The sequence below is a fragment of the Solidesulfovibrio sp. genome (genome assembly GCF_029978005.1).
GTDB lineage: Bacteria > Desulfobacterota > Desulfovibrionia > Desulfovibrionales > Desulfovibrionaceae > Solidesulfovibrio.
Window position 1 is genome coordinate 1 of sequence record NZ_JARKOZ010000217.1, and the last position, 12,265, is coordinate 12,265.

Consider the following 12,265-nt stretch of genomic DNA (forward strand, 5'->3'; position numbering starts at 1 on the left):
GGTTGGAGGTGTTGCGGCAACGTGGGGCGGCTTTGGGGTGGACCATGTGGTCGCGGATTTTCGGGAAACGTGGTGGCCGGCTTTGCGGCCAGCACGTTGCCCGAAATTCCGCGACCACATGGTCCACCGCAACGCCGCCCGACGTTGCCGCAACACCTCCACCCGTCCCGTCGAGGGGGTCCGGGGGGCATCATGCCCCCCGGCCGCCGGAGGCATCTTCGCTCTGCCACGCTGGCTAAGCTGGGGGGGAGAGCCGGCTGACGATATTGCCGAGGGCGGCCGTGCCCTTGTCCGCGACCAGGGCCGAGGCGTCCGCGGCATCGCAACGCACCACCGAGGCGGTGGCCACGGGCAGGCCAGATTCGTCGGCCACGGCCACCGTCGCGCCGGTGGACAACCCGTGGTTGGTGCCGAGGCCGAAGGAGATGAGCAGCCCGTCGGGGGTTTTTTTGGTCATGTAGACCACGGCCTTGCCCTGGCGGATCCAGAGGGCCTCGAGGCGACGCGAGGTCAGGAAGACGCAGCAGCCGGCCAGGATCGCGCCGCCGAGGCAGAATGCGGCGGCGACCAGGGGCTGCAGGCCCGACAGACGTCGGATGTAGGAGCCCGAGGCCGCGTCCAGGGCGGCCTGGTCCGGGAAGACCTGGATGAAGAAGGCCTGGACCGGGGCTTTTTCGTCGGCGTTCGGGTCTCGCAGCACGATGGCGGCCGTGCCCGGGGCCGCGTCCGGCGCGGCCTTGACCTCGGCCTGCCAGATGCGGTTGCCGAACCAGAAGCCTTGGCTTTGGGTGGTCATGACGAGGCGCACGCCCGGGTGGTCGACGGTGACGCGCATGGATGCGGCGTCGGCGGCTTCCGGCGGCAGGGGGCCGGAGAGGTGTTCCGTGCCGCCGGGCAGGATGGCGAAGGTGTTGGGACCGGTGCGGAAGCTGTAGAGGAAGCTGTCGGCCAGGCCCAGGGCGGCGCACAGGCACAACAGCGCCGCCAGCCAGCCGAACGCGCCGCGCAGGCGCAAAAGTCCTTTTTCGGTCACGCCTCGGCCTCGGTCGTGGGGGCGGCCGCGCGGTTGCGGTCGCGGAAGCGGCGTATGGCGTAGATGCCGGCGGCCAGGGTCGGTATGCACATGGAGAAGAACGCCTTCATGAATACGCTGGTGAAATCTTCGTCGAGGGACTTCGAGGCCATGTAGACGGAAACCGTGACTTCGGCAAGCACGGCCACGTCCATGAGGATGACGGCCAGGCGCTGGCGGCTGTTGAGTTCCGGGGCCGGCGAGGTGGAGCGGTCGAAGAGCATGGCGTCCTCCTGGGGTTCGACATGCCGCCCCGGCCCGCGCGAGCGGACCGGGACGGCGGGGCGGGGTGTGGGGTTAACGCTTGAAGATGTTGGTCTTGGTGACGTTCATCAGCCGCAGGGCCTTGCCGTCATCCTTGTAGTAGATGCGGATTTCGTCGCCGGAGTCCCAGGCCGAGGCCGGCAGGCTCAGGTATTCCTCGGGCGGAATGAAGGCCACGAGCATCTTCTGGCGGCCGGAGTAGATGGTGACGGTCTTCTTGTCCTTGTCCACGGCCGGGAAGGTCTTGGCCTTGCCGGCGGCGTCGTCGAAGACCAGGGGATGGCTGGCGTCGATGCCGTCCTGCTTGTCCACGATCTGGATGGGCACGGTCACGAAGGCCTTCTTCTGGGGATCGTAGAGCACGACCTGGGCCTTTTCGACGTCGAGCTTCATGCGCAGGCCGGCTTTGGGCTCGGGCCCCATCTCGGCGGGCTGGGTGGGGAAGGTGTAGGTCAGGGCCGGCAGATAGTTGTAGTCGGGATTGTTGGTGTCGTTGGCCTTGTCCCGGATGATGGTGACGGTCTTTTTGTCCTTGTCCACGGCCACGGTGCGGCCCTGGTCGACTTTGCCGTAGTCCACGCAGCCGGCCAGGAAGATGACGGGCAGGGCGGCCAGCAGTATCTTTTGCAGCATGTTGCGCATGGCGTTCTCCTTTGCTTCCTTTGGCTGTCGCGCTAGGCCGACTTGGCGGCTTTGGCCGCCTTGATGGCCAGTTCCCGCTTGGCTCCCTCGACCATCTTCATGGTGATGTAGATGGCCAGTGCGGAGACCAGGCCGAGGATCAGGTAGGTGGCGATGACGTCGCAGACCTTGTTGACGGAGGGCACGTAGATGGGCAGCAGCTTCAGGAAGACCGAGATGCCGCAGCCGATGACGGCCAGGCCGAAGGCGATGCGGATGCCGTAGCCCTTGATGTACTTGGTGGCCACCGCGCCGACCTGGGCGCCCATGGCCGCGCCGATGAGCATGATGATGGCGGCCACGAGCTCGACGCGTCCCTTGTAGGTGTAGGAGGCCGCGCCGTAGAGGCCGGAGATCATGACTTCGAAGAGGTCGGTGCCGACGGCGACGTGGGTCGGGCAGCCGACGAGGTAGATCAGGGAGGGCATGCGGATGAGGCCGCCGCCGATGCCCAGGATGCCGGCCAGCCAGCCGGTGAAGAAGCTGACGGCGATGGGCAGCCAGGCGGAGCAGTAGATGCCGGCCACGTCGAGGTGGATCATGGGCGGGATCTTGATCTTGTGCAGGGTCTTGTGCCACTCGAGGCCGGTGGCCATCTTGTCCACTTCCTGGCCGGCGGCGATGGCGGCCTTTTCCTTGGCCTTGCGCTTGGCCACGTCGGAGAAGACCATCCAGGTGATGAACGCCAGCAGCAGCAGGTAGATCCAGCGCACGACCATGTCGACCTTGCCGATGCGCTCGAGCCACATGATCATTTGCGCGCCGATTTCAAAGCCGGCGATGGTGCCGAAGAGCATGATGAAGCCGAGTTTGTAGTCGACGTTGCCGAACTTGCCGTGGCGCATGGTGGAAATCAGGGATTTGCCGGCCATGTGGGCGATGTCGGTGCCGATGGCGAAGGCCATGGGGAAGCCGAGGATGTTGAGGCCCGGGGTGACCATCCAGGCGCCGCCCATGCCGAAGAAGCCGCCGATGACGCCGACGCCGATGCCGAGGATGATGAGGCCGGGCCAGAAGATTTTGACGCCCGCGATGGGCATGAGGATGTACAGCCAGTCCATGTGGTGCTCCTTTCGCCTGAGGCGTTATCTTAATGTTCGGCCAGGTCGCGGGACTTGAGGTCGATGCCGATGAAATGCATGATGATGTCGGCCAGCACGCCGAAGATCACGCCGATCAGCGGAATGAGGATGACAGTCATGATGGTGAAGTACAGGTGGGACTCGTTGTAGAGGTTGGCCCACCAGGCCATGATGCCGGAGAGTTTGCGCGTGTCGGCCACGATCACGATGGGCGCGCCGCCGCCGCCGGCGGCGAAGGCCGCGGCCGGGGCCAGGAGCAGAAACGTGGTCAATCCCGCCAGAAGCGCCTTCCATTTCATAAGCATGTCAGCCCCCTTTGGTGGTTAACGGATCACGAGCACCGAGCAGGGCGCGTGGGAAACGACGCGTCCGGCCACGCTGCCGATGAGGTAGCGCGACAGTCCCTTCTTTCCCTGGTGCCCCATGACGATCAGGTTGTACTTGCCCTTTTCGGCCTGTTCGATGATCAGGTCGGCGGGCGAGGTCCCCTGGTCCACGAGCACCGCCGCGTCCACGCCGGCGTCCTTGGCCTTGGCCGCGTATTCCGTGGCCTTGGCCTTGGCGTCGGCGAGGAGCTTCGCGGTCACCTTTTCGGTGTCCATGTAGTCGCCGATATCCATGAAATCTTCGGCCACGGTCATGAGCGTCATGGCCGCGCCGAGCTGCCTGGCCAGGAGGATGGCCTTTTCCAGGACCGTCTCCGCGAACTTCGATTGGTCCAGAGCCACCAGAATCTGCATTTCCCACCTCCTTCTGTCGTGTTGTGCCGTCTTTGTGAAAAAGAACGCGCAGTACAAAGCAAAGGCTGTGCCTGCGCAATTATTTCATTATTTTCATTACAATTTTTTGTTTCGTGAAAAAAAGCGCTTGACAACACGGCCGGTCTTTTGCGCATTAAGTGCGCCAGAACGAGGGTATCGCGCCAATCACGCAACGGCATTTCCGGCCGCGGAGGACGCATGCTCAATCTCTTCCGGCGCAACAGCCGCGCCGAGCCGTCGGACCGCTACATCGAGGGAATCTCCGAGTGGAGCATTCGCAAGAAGCTCCTCGTCTTCCTGATCCCCGCCGCGGTCTGCATCCTCACGGCCACAAGCCTGGTCCTGAACGTTTTCTCCAATTATTACATCGACCTTGCCATCGGGCGCAGCTCCATCATTCTCACCTTGGCCCAGGCGCGGGAAGTGGACAATCTGCTCGACGGCTGCCGCGAGGACATCCTGTCCCTGGCCTACCGGCCCATCACGCGGGAACGGCTGCGGGAGTTCATGGAAGGCTCGGCCGTGGCCCGTGGCGCGCTCTACGCCGAGGCCGCCTTCGTGGGCGAGGACAACGAGCACCAGTACGCCTTCATCCGCACCGACGAGGGCGTGGAGGAGGTGCCGGCCGACGTGGCCAACAAGGCCAGGAACAGCCCGTTCGTGGTTTCGCGCAAGGCCCTGGAAAGCACCCGCGGTCAGGTGACCCTGTCGGATCTCACCGAGGTGTACTACCAGCCCACCGGCCTGGGCGTGGCCCCCAGGCAACGGACCCTGTCCATCCTGCGCCTGACCACGCCCGTGGCCGCCGCGGGGGGCGGCATCGCCGGCTACCTGATTCTGTCCATCGACGCCCGGGTCGTGCGCAACATCCTGTCGCTGTACAACTCCAGCCGCTCGCCGCTTCTGGGCTTCAACCGCACCTCGGAGAACCGCCAGAGCTTCTTCGTGGACGAGCGGGGCTGGATGCTGTTCCAATCGGAGAACATCGAGGATCCCAACCGGCAGCTTTCGGTGGAGGACGTCAAAAGCGGCCTCGGGGGCGACCACGGCAAGCCGGGCTACGACGGCGCCTTCCGGCCCGGGGCGCGTCACGAGACCTACTGGCGCATCCTCACCGGCCTGCAGCAGGGCTTTTCCGGCATGGAGCGCAGCGAGCCGGATTTCGGGCCGCCCAAGATCGCCTCCAGCGAGGATTTCATCGGCTACGCCCCGGTGCGCTTCAAGGAGGGCGGCGCGACCGAGCCCGTGGTCGTCGGCGGCATCGTCTACGTGGACCGCAGCCTGCTGCCCCGGGCGGCGGAATTCGGCCAGATCAACATCATGTTCCTGACCACGCTGGGGGCCATCGTGACCTTGGCCCTGCTCATCGTGGTCCTGGCCCGGGTCATCACCAGGCCGCTCACGCGTCTGACCGTCGCCGTGGGGCAGATGCGTCACGAGGGCCATCTCCACGAAATCGAGCTTCCGGACAGCGACCTCGAATCCTCCACCCTCAAGCGCGCCATCAACCGCCTGATCGCCGCCGTTTTATCCAAGGAAATGGAAATAAAAGTCAGGGATGAACGCCTGCGTTCGGTTCGCGCCAAGGAAAAGGTCCCGCTGGTCGCGCCAAAATCGCGCAAAGGGCAGGACGGAGAGAAACTCGAGGACCTCGTGGGCGAGAGCCCGGCCATGCTGCGGCTGCTCGAACGCATCCGCAAGATCGCGGCCACGGACGCCGACGTGCTCATCATCGGCGAGACCGGCACGGGCAAGGAGCTCACGGCCGAGGCCGTTCACCGCCTGAGCGACCGCGCGCCCATGCCCTTCATTTCCATCAACTGCGGGGCGCTGGACGAGAACCTGCTCATGGACGCCCTGTTCGGCCACGTCAAAGGCGCTTTTTCCGAGGCCAAAAGCGACCGCAAGGGGGCGTTTCTGGCCGCCGACGGCGGCACCCTGCTCCTGGACGAGATCGGCAACGCCTCGCCCCGCGTGCAGCAGGCGCTGTTGCGCGCCCTGTCCGTGCGGCGCATAAGCCCCCTTGGCAGCGACGAGGAAACCTCCTTCGACGCCCGGGTCATCGCCGCCACCAACGTCAACCTCAAGGAGCTGGTGGCCAGCGGGGAGTTCCGCGAGGACCTCTACTACCGGCTGCAGGTGCTGGCCGTGTCCACGCCGGCCCTGCGCGAGCGCATAGAGGACGTGTCGGTGCTGGCGGGCTATTTCCTGCGCCTGGCCGCCCGGCGCATGGGCAAGGGCGAGCTGAGCCTGTCCCGGGGCGCTCTGGACAAGCTCGAGGCCCACGCCTGGCCGGGCAACGTGCGGGAGCTCAAGAACTGCATCATCCGCGCCGCCGCCCTGGCCGAACGCGATCTCATCCTGGCCGAGGACATCCACTTCGAGGACGAGGCGACTCCGGACGCCCTTCCCGTGGATGCGCCCGCCGCCGAGGCCCTGCCCGAGTCCGCCGCCCTGGACACGCCCCTGACCAGCCGCCAGCGCAAGGCCTTGCGCGCCCTGCTCGACCACGGCCCCTTCAGCCGCCAGGACTACCAGGACGCCGGCGGCGGCGTGCCCCAGCGTACGGCCCAGCACGACCTCCAGGACCTGGTGCGGCGCGGCATCCTGGATAAGGAAGGCCGTGGGCCGGCGACCCGCTATCACATCCGTCATCATCGGGAGGAGTAGGGCGACGATCGAAAAGATGCCGCCCTTTGTTAAGTGAAATCAGGCTGCGGGACATGCCGTCTCGGAAACGCACGCTGGGCAAAGCTCGGGCGCGATCGGGGCGGGGCTTGTTTCCCCACGGGAAAGGCTGGTAGAGGGCGGGAAACCCTGGAGGCGTCCCATGATCGCGGAAAGCATCGCCCTGACCTGCCTGATCGTGCTCGGGCTGGCCGTTCCGGCCAAGGCCGCTCCCCCGGCCAGCGACGACATCGCCACGTCCGGCGGGGTGCTTCGCATCTTTTTCATCGGCCACGGTTCGCTGCGCTTCGAATACGGCGGCAAGAACATCTACGTGGATCCCTATGCCAAAGTCGGCGACTACTCGGCCATGCCGCCGGCGGATCTGGTCCTTTTGACCCACGAGCACCAGGACCATCTCGACGTGGCGGCCCTGGACAAGATCGCCGGCCCGGACACGCCGTTCGTGCTGACCGGGGCCTGCCTGCAGGCCGTGGGCCGGGGCATGGTGCTCGAAAACGGCCAGGCCGCCGTGGTGGCCGGGATTCCCGTGGAGGCCGTGCCCGCCTACAACATCGTGCACATGCGCGCCCCGGACACGCCCTTCCATCCCAAGGGCCGGGGCAACGGCTACGTGCTCACCTTCGGCGACGTGCGCGTCTACGTGGCCGGGGACACGGAAAACATCCCGGAGATGGCCGACCTCAGAAACATCGACGTCGCCTTTTTGCCCATGAACCTGCCCTATACCATGACGCCGGAGATGACGGCCGACGCGGCGAAGAGGTTCAAGCCCAAGGTGCTCTATCCGTATCACTACGGCGACACGGACCCGGCCAGGTTGGTCGCCCTGCTCAAGGACTCGGGCATCGAGGTGCGGGTGCGGGAGTTGCGGTAGGGCGCGGGGTTTATCTTTGACGGGGCAAATGCTACCTGACCGGACGGCTTTTGCCCGCCAAAGGAGAGCATCGCCCCCATGAACGTCCTTTTCGCCAACCTGGCCGGGGTCAAGGTCGATCCCGACGGCAAGGTGCGCCATTTCATCAAGGCCGGCTCCCGCTGGCCCATGACCATCGGCTACGCCAAATCCGTCGACTACTATCCCTTCCCCTTCTGGCTGGCCTACGCCCTGGCCCTTTGCAAGCGCGACACCGCCGCCTCCTGCTCGGGCCTCGACGGCGTGGTCATGGACCTCACCGACGCCGAGATGCTGGCGGCCGTTAAGGACCGTAAGCCCGACCTGCTCGTCACCGAGCTGGCCGCGCTGACGCTGGCCGACGACCTCAAGTTCCTCACCGCCGTCAAGGAGGCCACGGGCTGCAAGGTGCTGGTGGCCGGCAACCATGCCACCGTGGCCGCGGCGGCGCTGCTCGAGGAAAACGACTGCCTCGATTTCGCCGCCCTCGGCGAATACGAATTCACGGTCAAGGAAGTGGTCGAGGCTCTCGCCGCCGGCAAGGACGATTTCGGCCACATCGCCGGTCTGGTCTACCGCCAGGACGGGGACGTGCTGGTCACGGCCAGGCGCGAGCTGCTGGCCGACCTCGACAGCCTGCCCTTCCCGGACCGCGAGGACTTCCCGGCCACCATCTACCCCGATTTCACGCTCTATTCGCCCTGCATCAACATCGTCTCCTCGCGCGGCTGCCCCTGCGGCTGCGTCTACTGCCAGGAACGCCACATCATGTACGCCTCGCCGCGCTACCGCGCCCGCGACCCGGAGAAGGTGGCCGAGGAGATGGAGTACTGCGTCAAGCGCTTCGGGGCGCGCCAGTTCTACTTCGACGACCAGAGCTTCGTGGTCAGGAAGTCCCACGTGCTGGGCGTTTGCGCCGCCATCAGGAAGCGCGGGCTTACGGTCCCCTGGACGGTCATGGGCGACGCCATGTTCGTGGACCGCGAGACCCTGGCCGCCATGGCCGACGCCGGCTGCATCGGCATGAAGTTCGGCGTGGAGTCCGCCGACCCGGGCATCCTCAAAGCCATCGGCAAACCCCTGGACCTCGACAAATGCCGCCAGGTGGTCAAGTGGTGCCGCGAACTCGGCATCCGCACCCACGCCACCTTCTGCCTGGGCCTGCCCGGCGAGACCGAGGCCACCATCAAGAAATCCATGGCCTTCATGGAGGAGCTCGACGTGGACACGGCCCAGGTGTCCAAGGCCGTGCCCTATCCCGGCACGCCCATGTACGCCTGGGCCAGCGAACGCGGCTACCTGGTGGCCAAGGACCTGACCAGCTTCGACGGCATGGGCTCGTGCGTGGTGGGCTACCCGGACCTGCCGGCCGCGGAGATCGACCGCTGGTACGGCCTCTTCTCCCGGCGGGTGGCGAAGAAAAAGCTCGTCAAATACCTGAGCGAACCCGGCCAGAGCCTGTCCATCCTTCTGGAAATGGGCCGTCGCAAGGGGCTTAAAAGCGTGCTCAAGTCCGCCTGGACCTTCGTCATGCGGGCGTTTCGCTAGAATGGGCATGCGACCGTAACGCGGCTTTCTGTTGAAACGAACAGCCGTAATGGGCGTGATGATGGTGCGAGCTGTTGACAGGAGGTGTAAGAGCACGTACCGAATTTGTTAAGCATGTCGATCGATAATTTTTTTCCTTTTTTGGCCGGTCTGACGTCGTCGGACCGGTCAGCGTTCATCACGGGCCTGAGCACTGGGCTTGTCCAGGTGCTCGTTGTTTTTATTCTATCGTTTTTCTTTCCCTACGCGCAGAACCATTACAAGGCCAAGGCTCAACGCAGGCAGGATTCACTCGAAAGGAAAGAGAAAATCCTGGATGAGTTCGTTGCGAGTTTTCCCCGCTACATTGCAAATTATATGATGTATGCCAAATTCTCCTCGTTTCTCGTGAAGAAGGATAAGGAGACATATCTGGGCCTGGACAGGGAGAAAGTCGGGGAACTGTTTTTCAAGTCGTTTTCTGCCATCGTCGAGGAACGTCAGCCGGAATCGATGCTCGCCTACATCAGAGCGTATTACGACAATCCGCAGGTCGCCGCGAAAACGAAAGAACTGAATGATATCCTGGCCAAACTCTGGGAGGTTCCTTTCGCCTCGCAAAAACTCGAGAGCGAGTGCGATGGGCATAACTGCGTAATAAAAAATATTTACGAAGAACTTGTGATGTGCATGACGCAGGAAATACAGAAAGATATAGAAGCGTAGGTGAGTTATGCAGCAGTTTGCAGGCAGGAAGTTCGCTTTGCTTGTGACGGTTGGTTTGTGCCTCGCCGCCCTTTGCCTTGCCGGTTGCCGAAAATACGGCGGTGTTATTCATACGCCGAGTGAAACGAGGGCGCCAAATAGCACTATTGTCCAAACCCCAAGCGAAATGAGAGCCCCAGTTCCTGCAGAGTCTCCAGGTCAATAGAGGCGGTTTTCAAAATGTTTTGAAAAATTATTTTTGTCTTACTATAAAATACGTGAGATAAGAGAATGAGATCCGTAACTTTGTTTTTTCTTTTGATTTCTGCGTTCTGTCTCTCCTCGTGCATCACCTCAGGCGTCCACGTCATGGACGGATTGCTGCCAATGCCGAAGCCTCAATTGGATGATCCGTTCCATTCGACGGCTTATTATAATAATAAATATAATGTCAACATTCAGTCCGCCAAGCATTCCATGCAGAAGGAGCGGGAACAGGCTGTTGATGCTGCCAACGCCTGCACAAAGATGGCGTCCATGATCAAGATCAATGGATCGTCAGGAACGTGTAAGCCGCATACCAAGATACTCGATCGCGCGAAGAAGGTCGGCGACAATGATTACGTCATTGCTTGCTCCAAGGTTCCCGTCGGCGAAAAGCAAAAAGATGAAGGGTATTGCTGGGCCGCCTGTTCGCAATTCTTGATAGCGGCGAACTTCCATGTGCGCGTCGAGCAGGAAGCGATCGTCACGAAAATCAAGAAAGGATCGCCCAAGGGAGTGAACGAGCAAGCCGGTTCGGTCATGGACGCCATGACCGCCTTGGGCTTCGGGGGGGTCACCTATATGCCCAACGGGTCGGAAATTATCCTGGTCACGCTGGCCGATGGGCAACCGGTCATGATCGGACTTGCCGGCACGGGCGACGAGCCTGGGCATGCGGTCGTCATTGTCGGCGCGCGCTTCTCCTTCCCCAAGGCCGCCATTCCTCATTGCGGGACCTGTTCGCAGTTTTCCTTCACCGAGCTGGAGATCTATGACCCCTGGACCGGGAAAACGAGCATACGGCCTGCCGAGGAGATCGAGAACAAACTCGATTTTATTCTGACATACGACACGATCGAGGTCTGAAGCCGACGATCGCCAGCGCCATGAAAAACGGCCAGAGCATGTCGCCCTGGCCGTTTTTTCACCCGAAATCGGTCCGACTGCCGCAACGACGGTCGAGATGGATCAATACTCTCCCAGCACGTCGGCCAGGGCCGAAGCGAAGAGCTTCAGGTCTTCCTGCTCGATGACCAGCGGCGGCAGAAGCCGCAGCACCGTGTCCTGGGTCAGGTTCAGGATGAAGCCCCGCGCGAGCAGCTCCTTCCAGACCTCGGCTCCGGGGAAGGTCAGCTCGATGCCGAGCATGAGTCCCATGCCGCGGATGGTGGCGATCTTGTCCGGATATTGCGCCTTGACGTCCTCGAAGAGCGCCATCGCGAAATCGCCCAGGCGGGCCGCCCGCTCGGCCAGCCTATCCTTTTGCATGATGCCTATCGTCCTGGCCGCCGCCGTGGACACCAGCGCGCCGCCGCCGAAGGTCGTGGCGTGGGAACCCGGCGCGAAGCCGGCCGCGACTTCGTCCGTGGCCAGCACCGCGCCCATGGGCAACCCGTTGGCCAGGGCCTTGGAGCAGGTGAAGACGTCGGGCGTGACGCCGTAGTGCTGGAAGGCCCAGAACTTGCCCGACCGGCACATGCCGCACTGCACCTCGTCGCACATGAAAAGGATGTCTTTTTCCTTGCAAAGGGCCGCCAGCGCGTCCACGTAGTCCTGGGACAGCGGATTCACGCCGCCCTCGCCCTGGATGCACTCCACCAGGATGGCCGCCGTTTTCGGCGAAACGGCCCGGCGCATGGCCTCGATGTCGCCGGCGGGCACGGTGGCGAAGCCCTCGGGCAGCGGATCGAAGCCGAACTTGATCTTGTCCTGGCCCGTGGCCGTCAGCGTGGCCAACGTGCGGCCGTGGAAGGAGTGCGTGAGCGTCACGATCTCGTAGGCGTCGCGGTTTTTCACCGTGCGCATGTAGCGCCGGGCCAGCTTGATGGCTCCTTCGTTGGCCTCGGCCCCGGAGTTGCAGAAAAAGACCTTGCCGGCGTGGCAGGTGGATTTGAGCGCCTCGGCCAGCTCGATCTGCTCGCGCTGGGTGAAGAGGTTGCTCACGTGCACGAGTTCGCGGGCCTTGGCCGCCACGGCCTCGGCGATTTCTTCGCGGCAGTGGCCCAGGTTGCACACGGCGATGCCGGCCAGAAGATCGATGTATTCGCGACCGTCGCAGTCGTAGAGTCGGCAGCCCTTGCCCGAGGCGATGGCCAAGGGGTACCGGCCGTACGTGTTCATGATCGCCGCCTGCTCCCGCGCCTTGAGCGCGTCGTACGCTTCGCTCATTGCGATCCTCCTTGGGATTGCGAGTGGAATTCCGGGGGAGGGAACCTTTTTTTGCAAAAAAAGGTTCCCTCCCCCGGACCCCCACCTTCCAAAAAAACTCCTAAAGAGTCTGTTCTACGTATCCGTTATGGAGAAGCACGCCCAGACTTGTGCTGCC

General features: G+C 63.4%; 12 protein-coding genes. 5 read left to right on the forward strand and 7 right to left on the reverse strand.

What is annotated here, in order from left to right; genetic code table 11:
• Nucleotides 1-235: 235 nt before the first annotated feature.
• The 6 genes from Q1K70_RS21805 to Q1K70_RS21830 form a co-directional block, all read right to left on the reverse strand.
• Nucleotides 236-1,033 (reverse strand): hypothetical protein, encoded by a 798-nt coding sequence (locus Q1K70_RS21805; protein WP_300164781.1) that lies wholly within the window; start codon nt 1,031-1,033, stop codon nt 236-238.
• On the reverse strand, nt 1,030-1,296 hold the full coding sequence (locus Q1K70_RS21810) for a hypothetical protein (protein WP_300164784.1): 267 nt from the start codon (nt 1,294-1,296) through the stop codon (nt 1,030-1,032). The genes Q1K70_RS21805 and Q1K70_RS21810 overlap by 4 nt, the downstream gene beginning before the upstream one ends.
• 73 nt (nt 1,297-1,369) lie before the next feature.
• Nucleotides 1,370-1,978, reverse strand: coding sequence for a DUF4881 domain-containing protein (locus Q1K70_RS21815; RefSeq protein WP_300164787.1), 609 nt, complete (start codon nt 1,976-1,978; stop codon nt 1,370-1,372).
• Between the two features lie 32 nt (nt 1,979-2,010).
• Complete coding sequence (locus Q1K70_RS21820) at nt 2,011-3,078, reverse strand: sulfite exporter TauE/SafE family protein (protein WP_300164790.1); 1,068 nt, start codon at nt 3,076-3,078, stop codon at nt 2,011-2,013.
• 29 nt (nt 3,079-3,107) lie between these two features.
• The gene (locus Q1K70_RS21825) at nt 3,108-3,404 is read right to left on the reverse strand and encodes a DVU0150 family protein (RefSeq protein WP_300164792.1); all 297 of its coding nucleotides are present in this window, start codon (nt 3,402-3,404) and stop codon (nt 3,108-3,110) included.
• Nucleotides 3,405-3,422: 18 nt separating this feature from the next.
• Nucleotides 3,423-3,839: a universal stress protein gene (locus Q1K70_RS21830; protein ID WP_300164795.1), complete on the reverse strand. Its 417-nt coding sequence runs from the start codon at nt 3,837-3,839 to the stop codon at nt 3,423-3,425.
• Between the two features lie 219 nt (nt 3,840-4,058).
• On the opposite strand from Q1K70_RS21830, the gene Q1K70_RS21835 reads away from it, so the two are divergent.
• From Q1K70_RS21835 to Q1K70_RS21855, 5 genes are all read left to right on the forward strand, one after another.
• Entirely contained in the window at nt 4,059-6,530 is a 2,472-nt protein-coding gene (locus Q1K70_RS21835) for a sigma-54 dependent transcriptional regulator (RefSeq protein ID WP_300164798.1), read from the forward strand.
• Nucleotides 6,531-6,690: 160 nt separating this feature from the next.
• Nucleotides 6,691-7,425 carry an MBL fold metallo-hydrolase gene (locus tag Q1K70_RS21840; protein ID WP_300164801.1) on the forward strand — a complete coding sequence of 245 codons (735 nt, stop codon included), beginning with the start codon at nt 6,691-6,693 and terminating at the stop codon, nt 7,423-7,425.
• A 78-nt stretch (nt 7,426-7,503) separates the two neighbouring features.
• Nucleotides 7,504-8,991, forward strand: a complete 1,488-nt coding sequence (locus Q1K70_RS21845; protein ID WP_300164804.1) for a radical SAM protein — start codon at nt 7,504-7,506, stop codon at nt 8,989-8,991.
• Between the two features lie 114 nt (nt 8,992-9,105).
• The gene (locus Q1K70_RS21850; RefSeq protein ID WP_300164807.1) at nt 9,106-9,696 is read left to right on the forward strand and encodes a hypothetical protein; all 591 of its coding nucleotides are present in this window, start codon (nt 9,106-9,108) and stop codon (nt 9,694-9,696) included.
• 348 nt (nt 9,697-10,044) lie between these two features.
• Nucleotides 10,045-10,806, forward strand: coding sequence for a papain-like cysteine protease family protein (locus tag Q1K70_RS21855; RefSeq protein WP_300164809.1), 762 nt, complete (start codon nt 10,045-10,047; stop codon nt 10,804-10,806).
• A 102-nt stretch (nt 10,807-10,908) separates the two neighbouring features.
• On the opposite strand, the gene Q1K70_RS21860 is transcribed toward Q1K70_RS21855, so the two are convergent.
• Nucleotides 10,909-12,108 carry an aspartate aminotransferase family protein gene (locus Q1K70_RS21860; protein ID WP_300164812.1) on the reverse strand — a complete coding sequence of 400 codons (1,200 nt, stop codon included), beginning with the start codon at nt 12,106-12,108 and terminating at the stop codon, nt 10,909-10,911.
• Between the last annotated feature and the right edge of the window lie 157 nt (nt 12,109-12,265).

What these genes read in the sequence shown, in the direction of transcription:
- Q1K70_RS21845 (WP_300164804.1), top strand. Translation starts at nt 7,504, where the DNA reads ATGAACGTCCTTTTCGCCAACCTGGCCGGGGTCAAGGTCGATCCCGAC.
- Q1K70_RS21860 (WP_300164812.1), bottom strand. Translation starts at nt 12,108, where the DNA reads ATGAGCGAAGCGTACGACGCGCTCAAGGCGCGGGAGCAGGCGGCGATC.
- Q1K70_RS21810 (WP_300164784.1), bottom strand. Translation starts at nt 1,296, where the DNA reads ATGCTCTTCGACCGCTCCACCTCGCCGGCCCCGGAACTCAACAGCCGC.
- Q1K70_RS21830 (WP_300164795.1), bottom strand. Translation starts at nt 3,839, where the DNA reads ATGCAGATTCTGGTGGCTCTGGACCAATCGAAGTTCGCGGAGACGGTC.
- Q1K70_RS21835 (WP_300164798.1), top strand. Translation starts at nt 4,059, where the DNA reads ATGCTCAATCTCTTCCGGCGCAACAGCCGCGCCGAGCCGTCGGACCGC.
- Q1K70_RS21825 (WP_300164792.1), bottom strand. Translation starts at nt 3,404, where the DNA reads ATGCTTATGAAATGGAAGGCGCTTCTGGCGGGATTGACCACGTTTCTG.
- Q1K70_RS21815 (WP_300164787.1), bottom strand. Translation starts at nt 1,978, where the DNA reads ATGCGCAACATGCTGCAAAAGATACTGCTGGCCGCCCTGCCCGTCATC.
- Q1K70_RS21850 (WP_300164807.1), top strand. Translation starts at nt 9,106, where the DNA reads ATGTCGATCGATAATTTTTTTCCTTTTTTGGCCGGTCTGACGTCGTCG.
- Q1K70_RS21855 (WP_300164809.1), top strand. Translation starts at nt 10,045, where the DNA reads ATGGACGGATTGCTGCCAATGCCGAAGCCTCAATTGGATGATCCGTTC.
- Q1K70_RS21820 (WP_300164790.1), bottom strand. Translation starts at nt 3,078, where the DNA reads ATGGACTGGCTGTACATCCTCATGCCCATCGCGGGCGTCAAAATCTTC.
- Q1K70_RS21840 (WP_300164801.1), top strand. Translation starts at nt 6,691, where the DNA reads ATGATCGCGGAAAGCATCGCCCTGACCTGCCTGATCGTGCTCGGGCTG.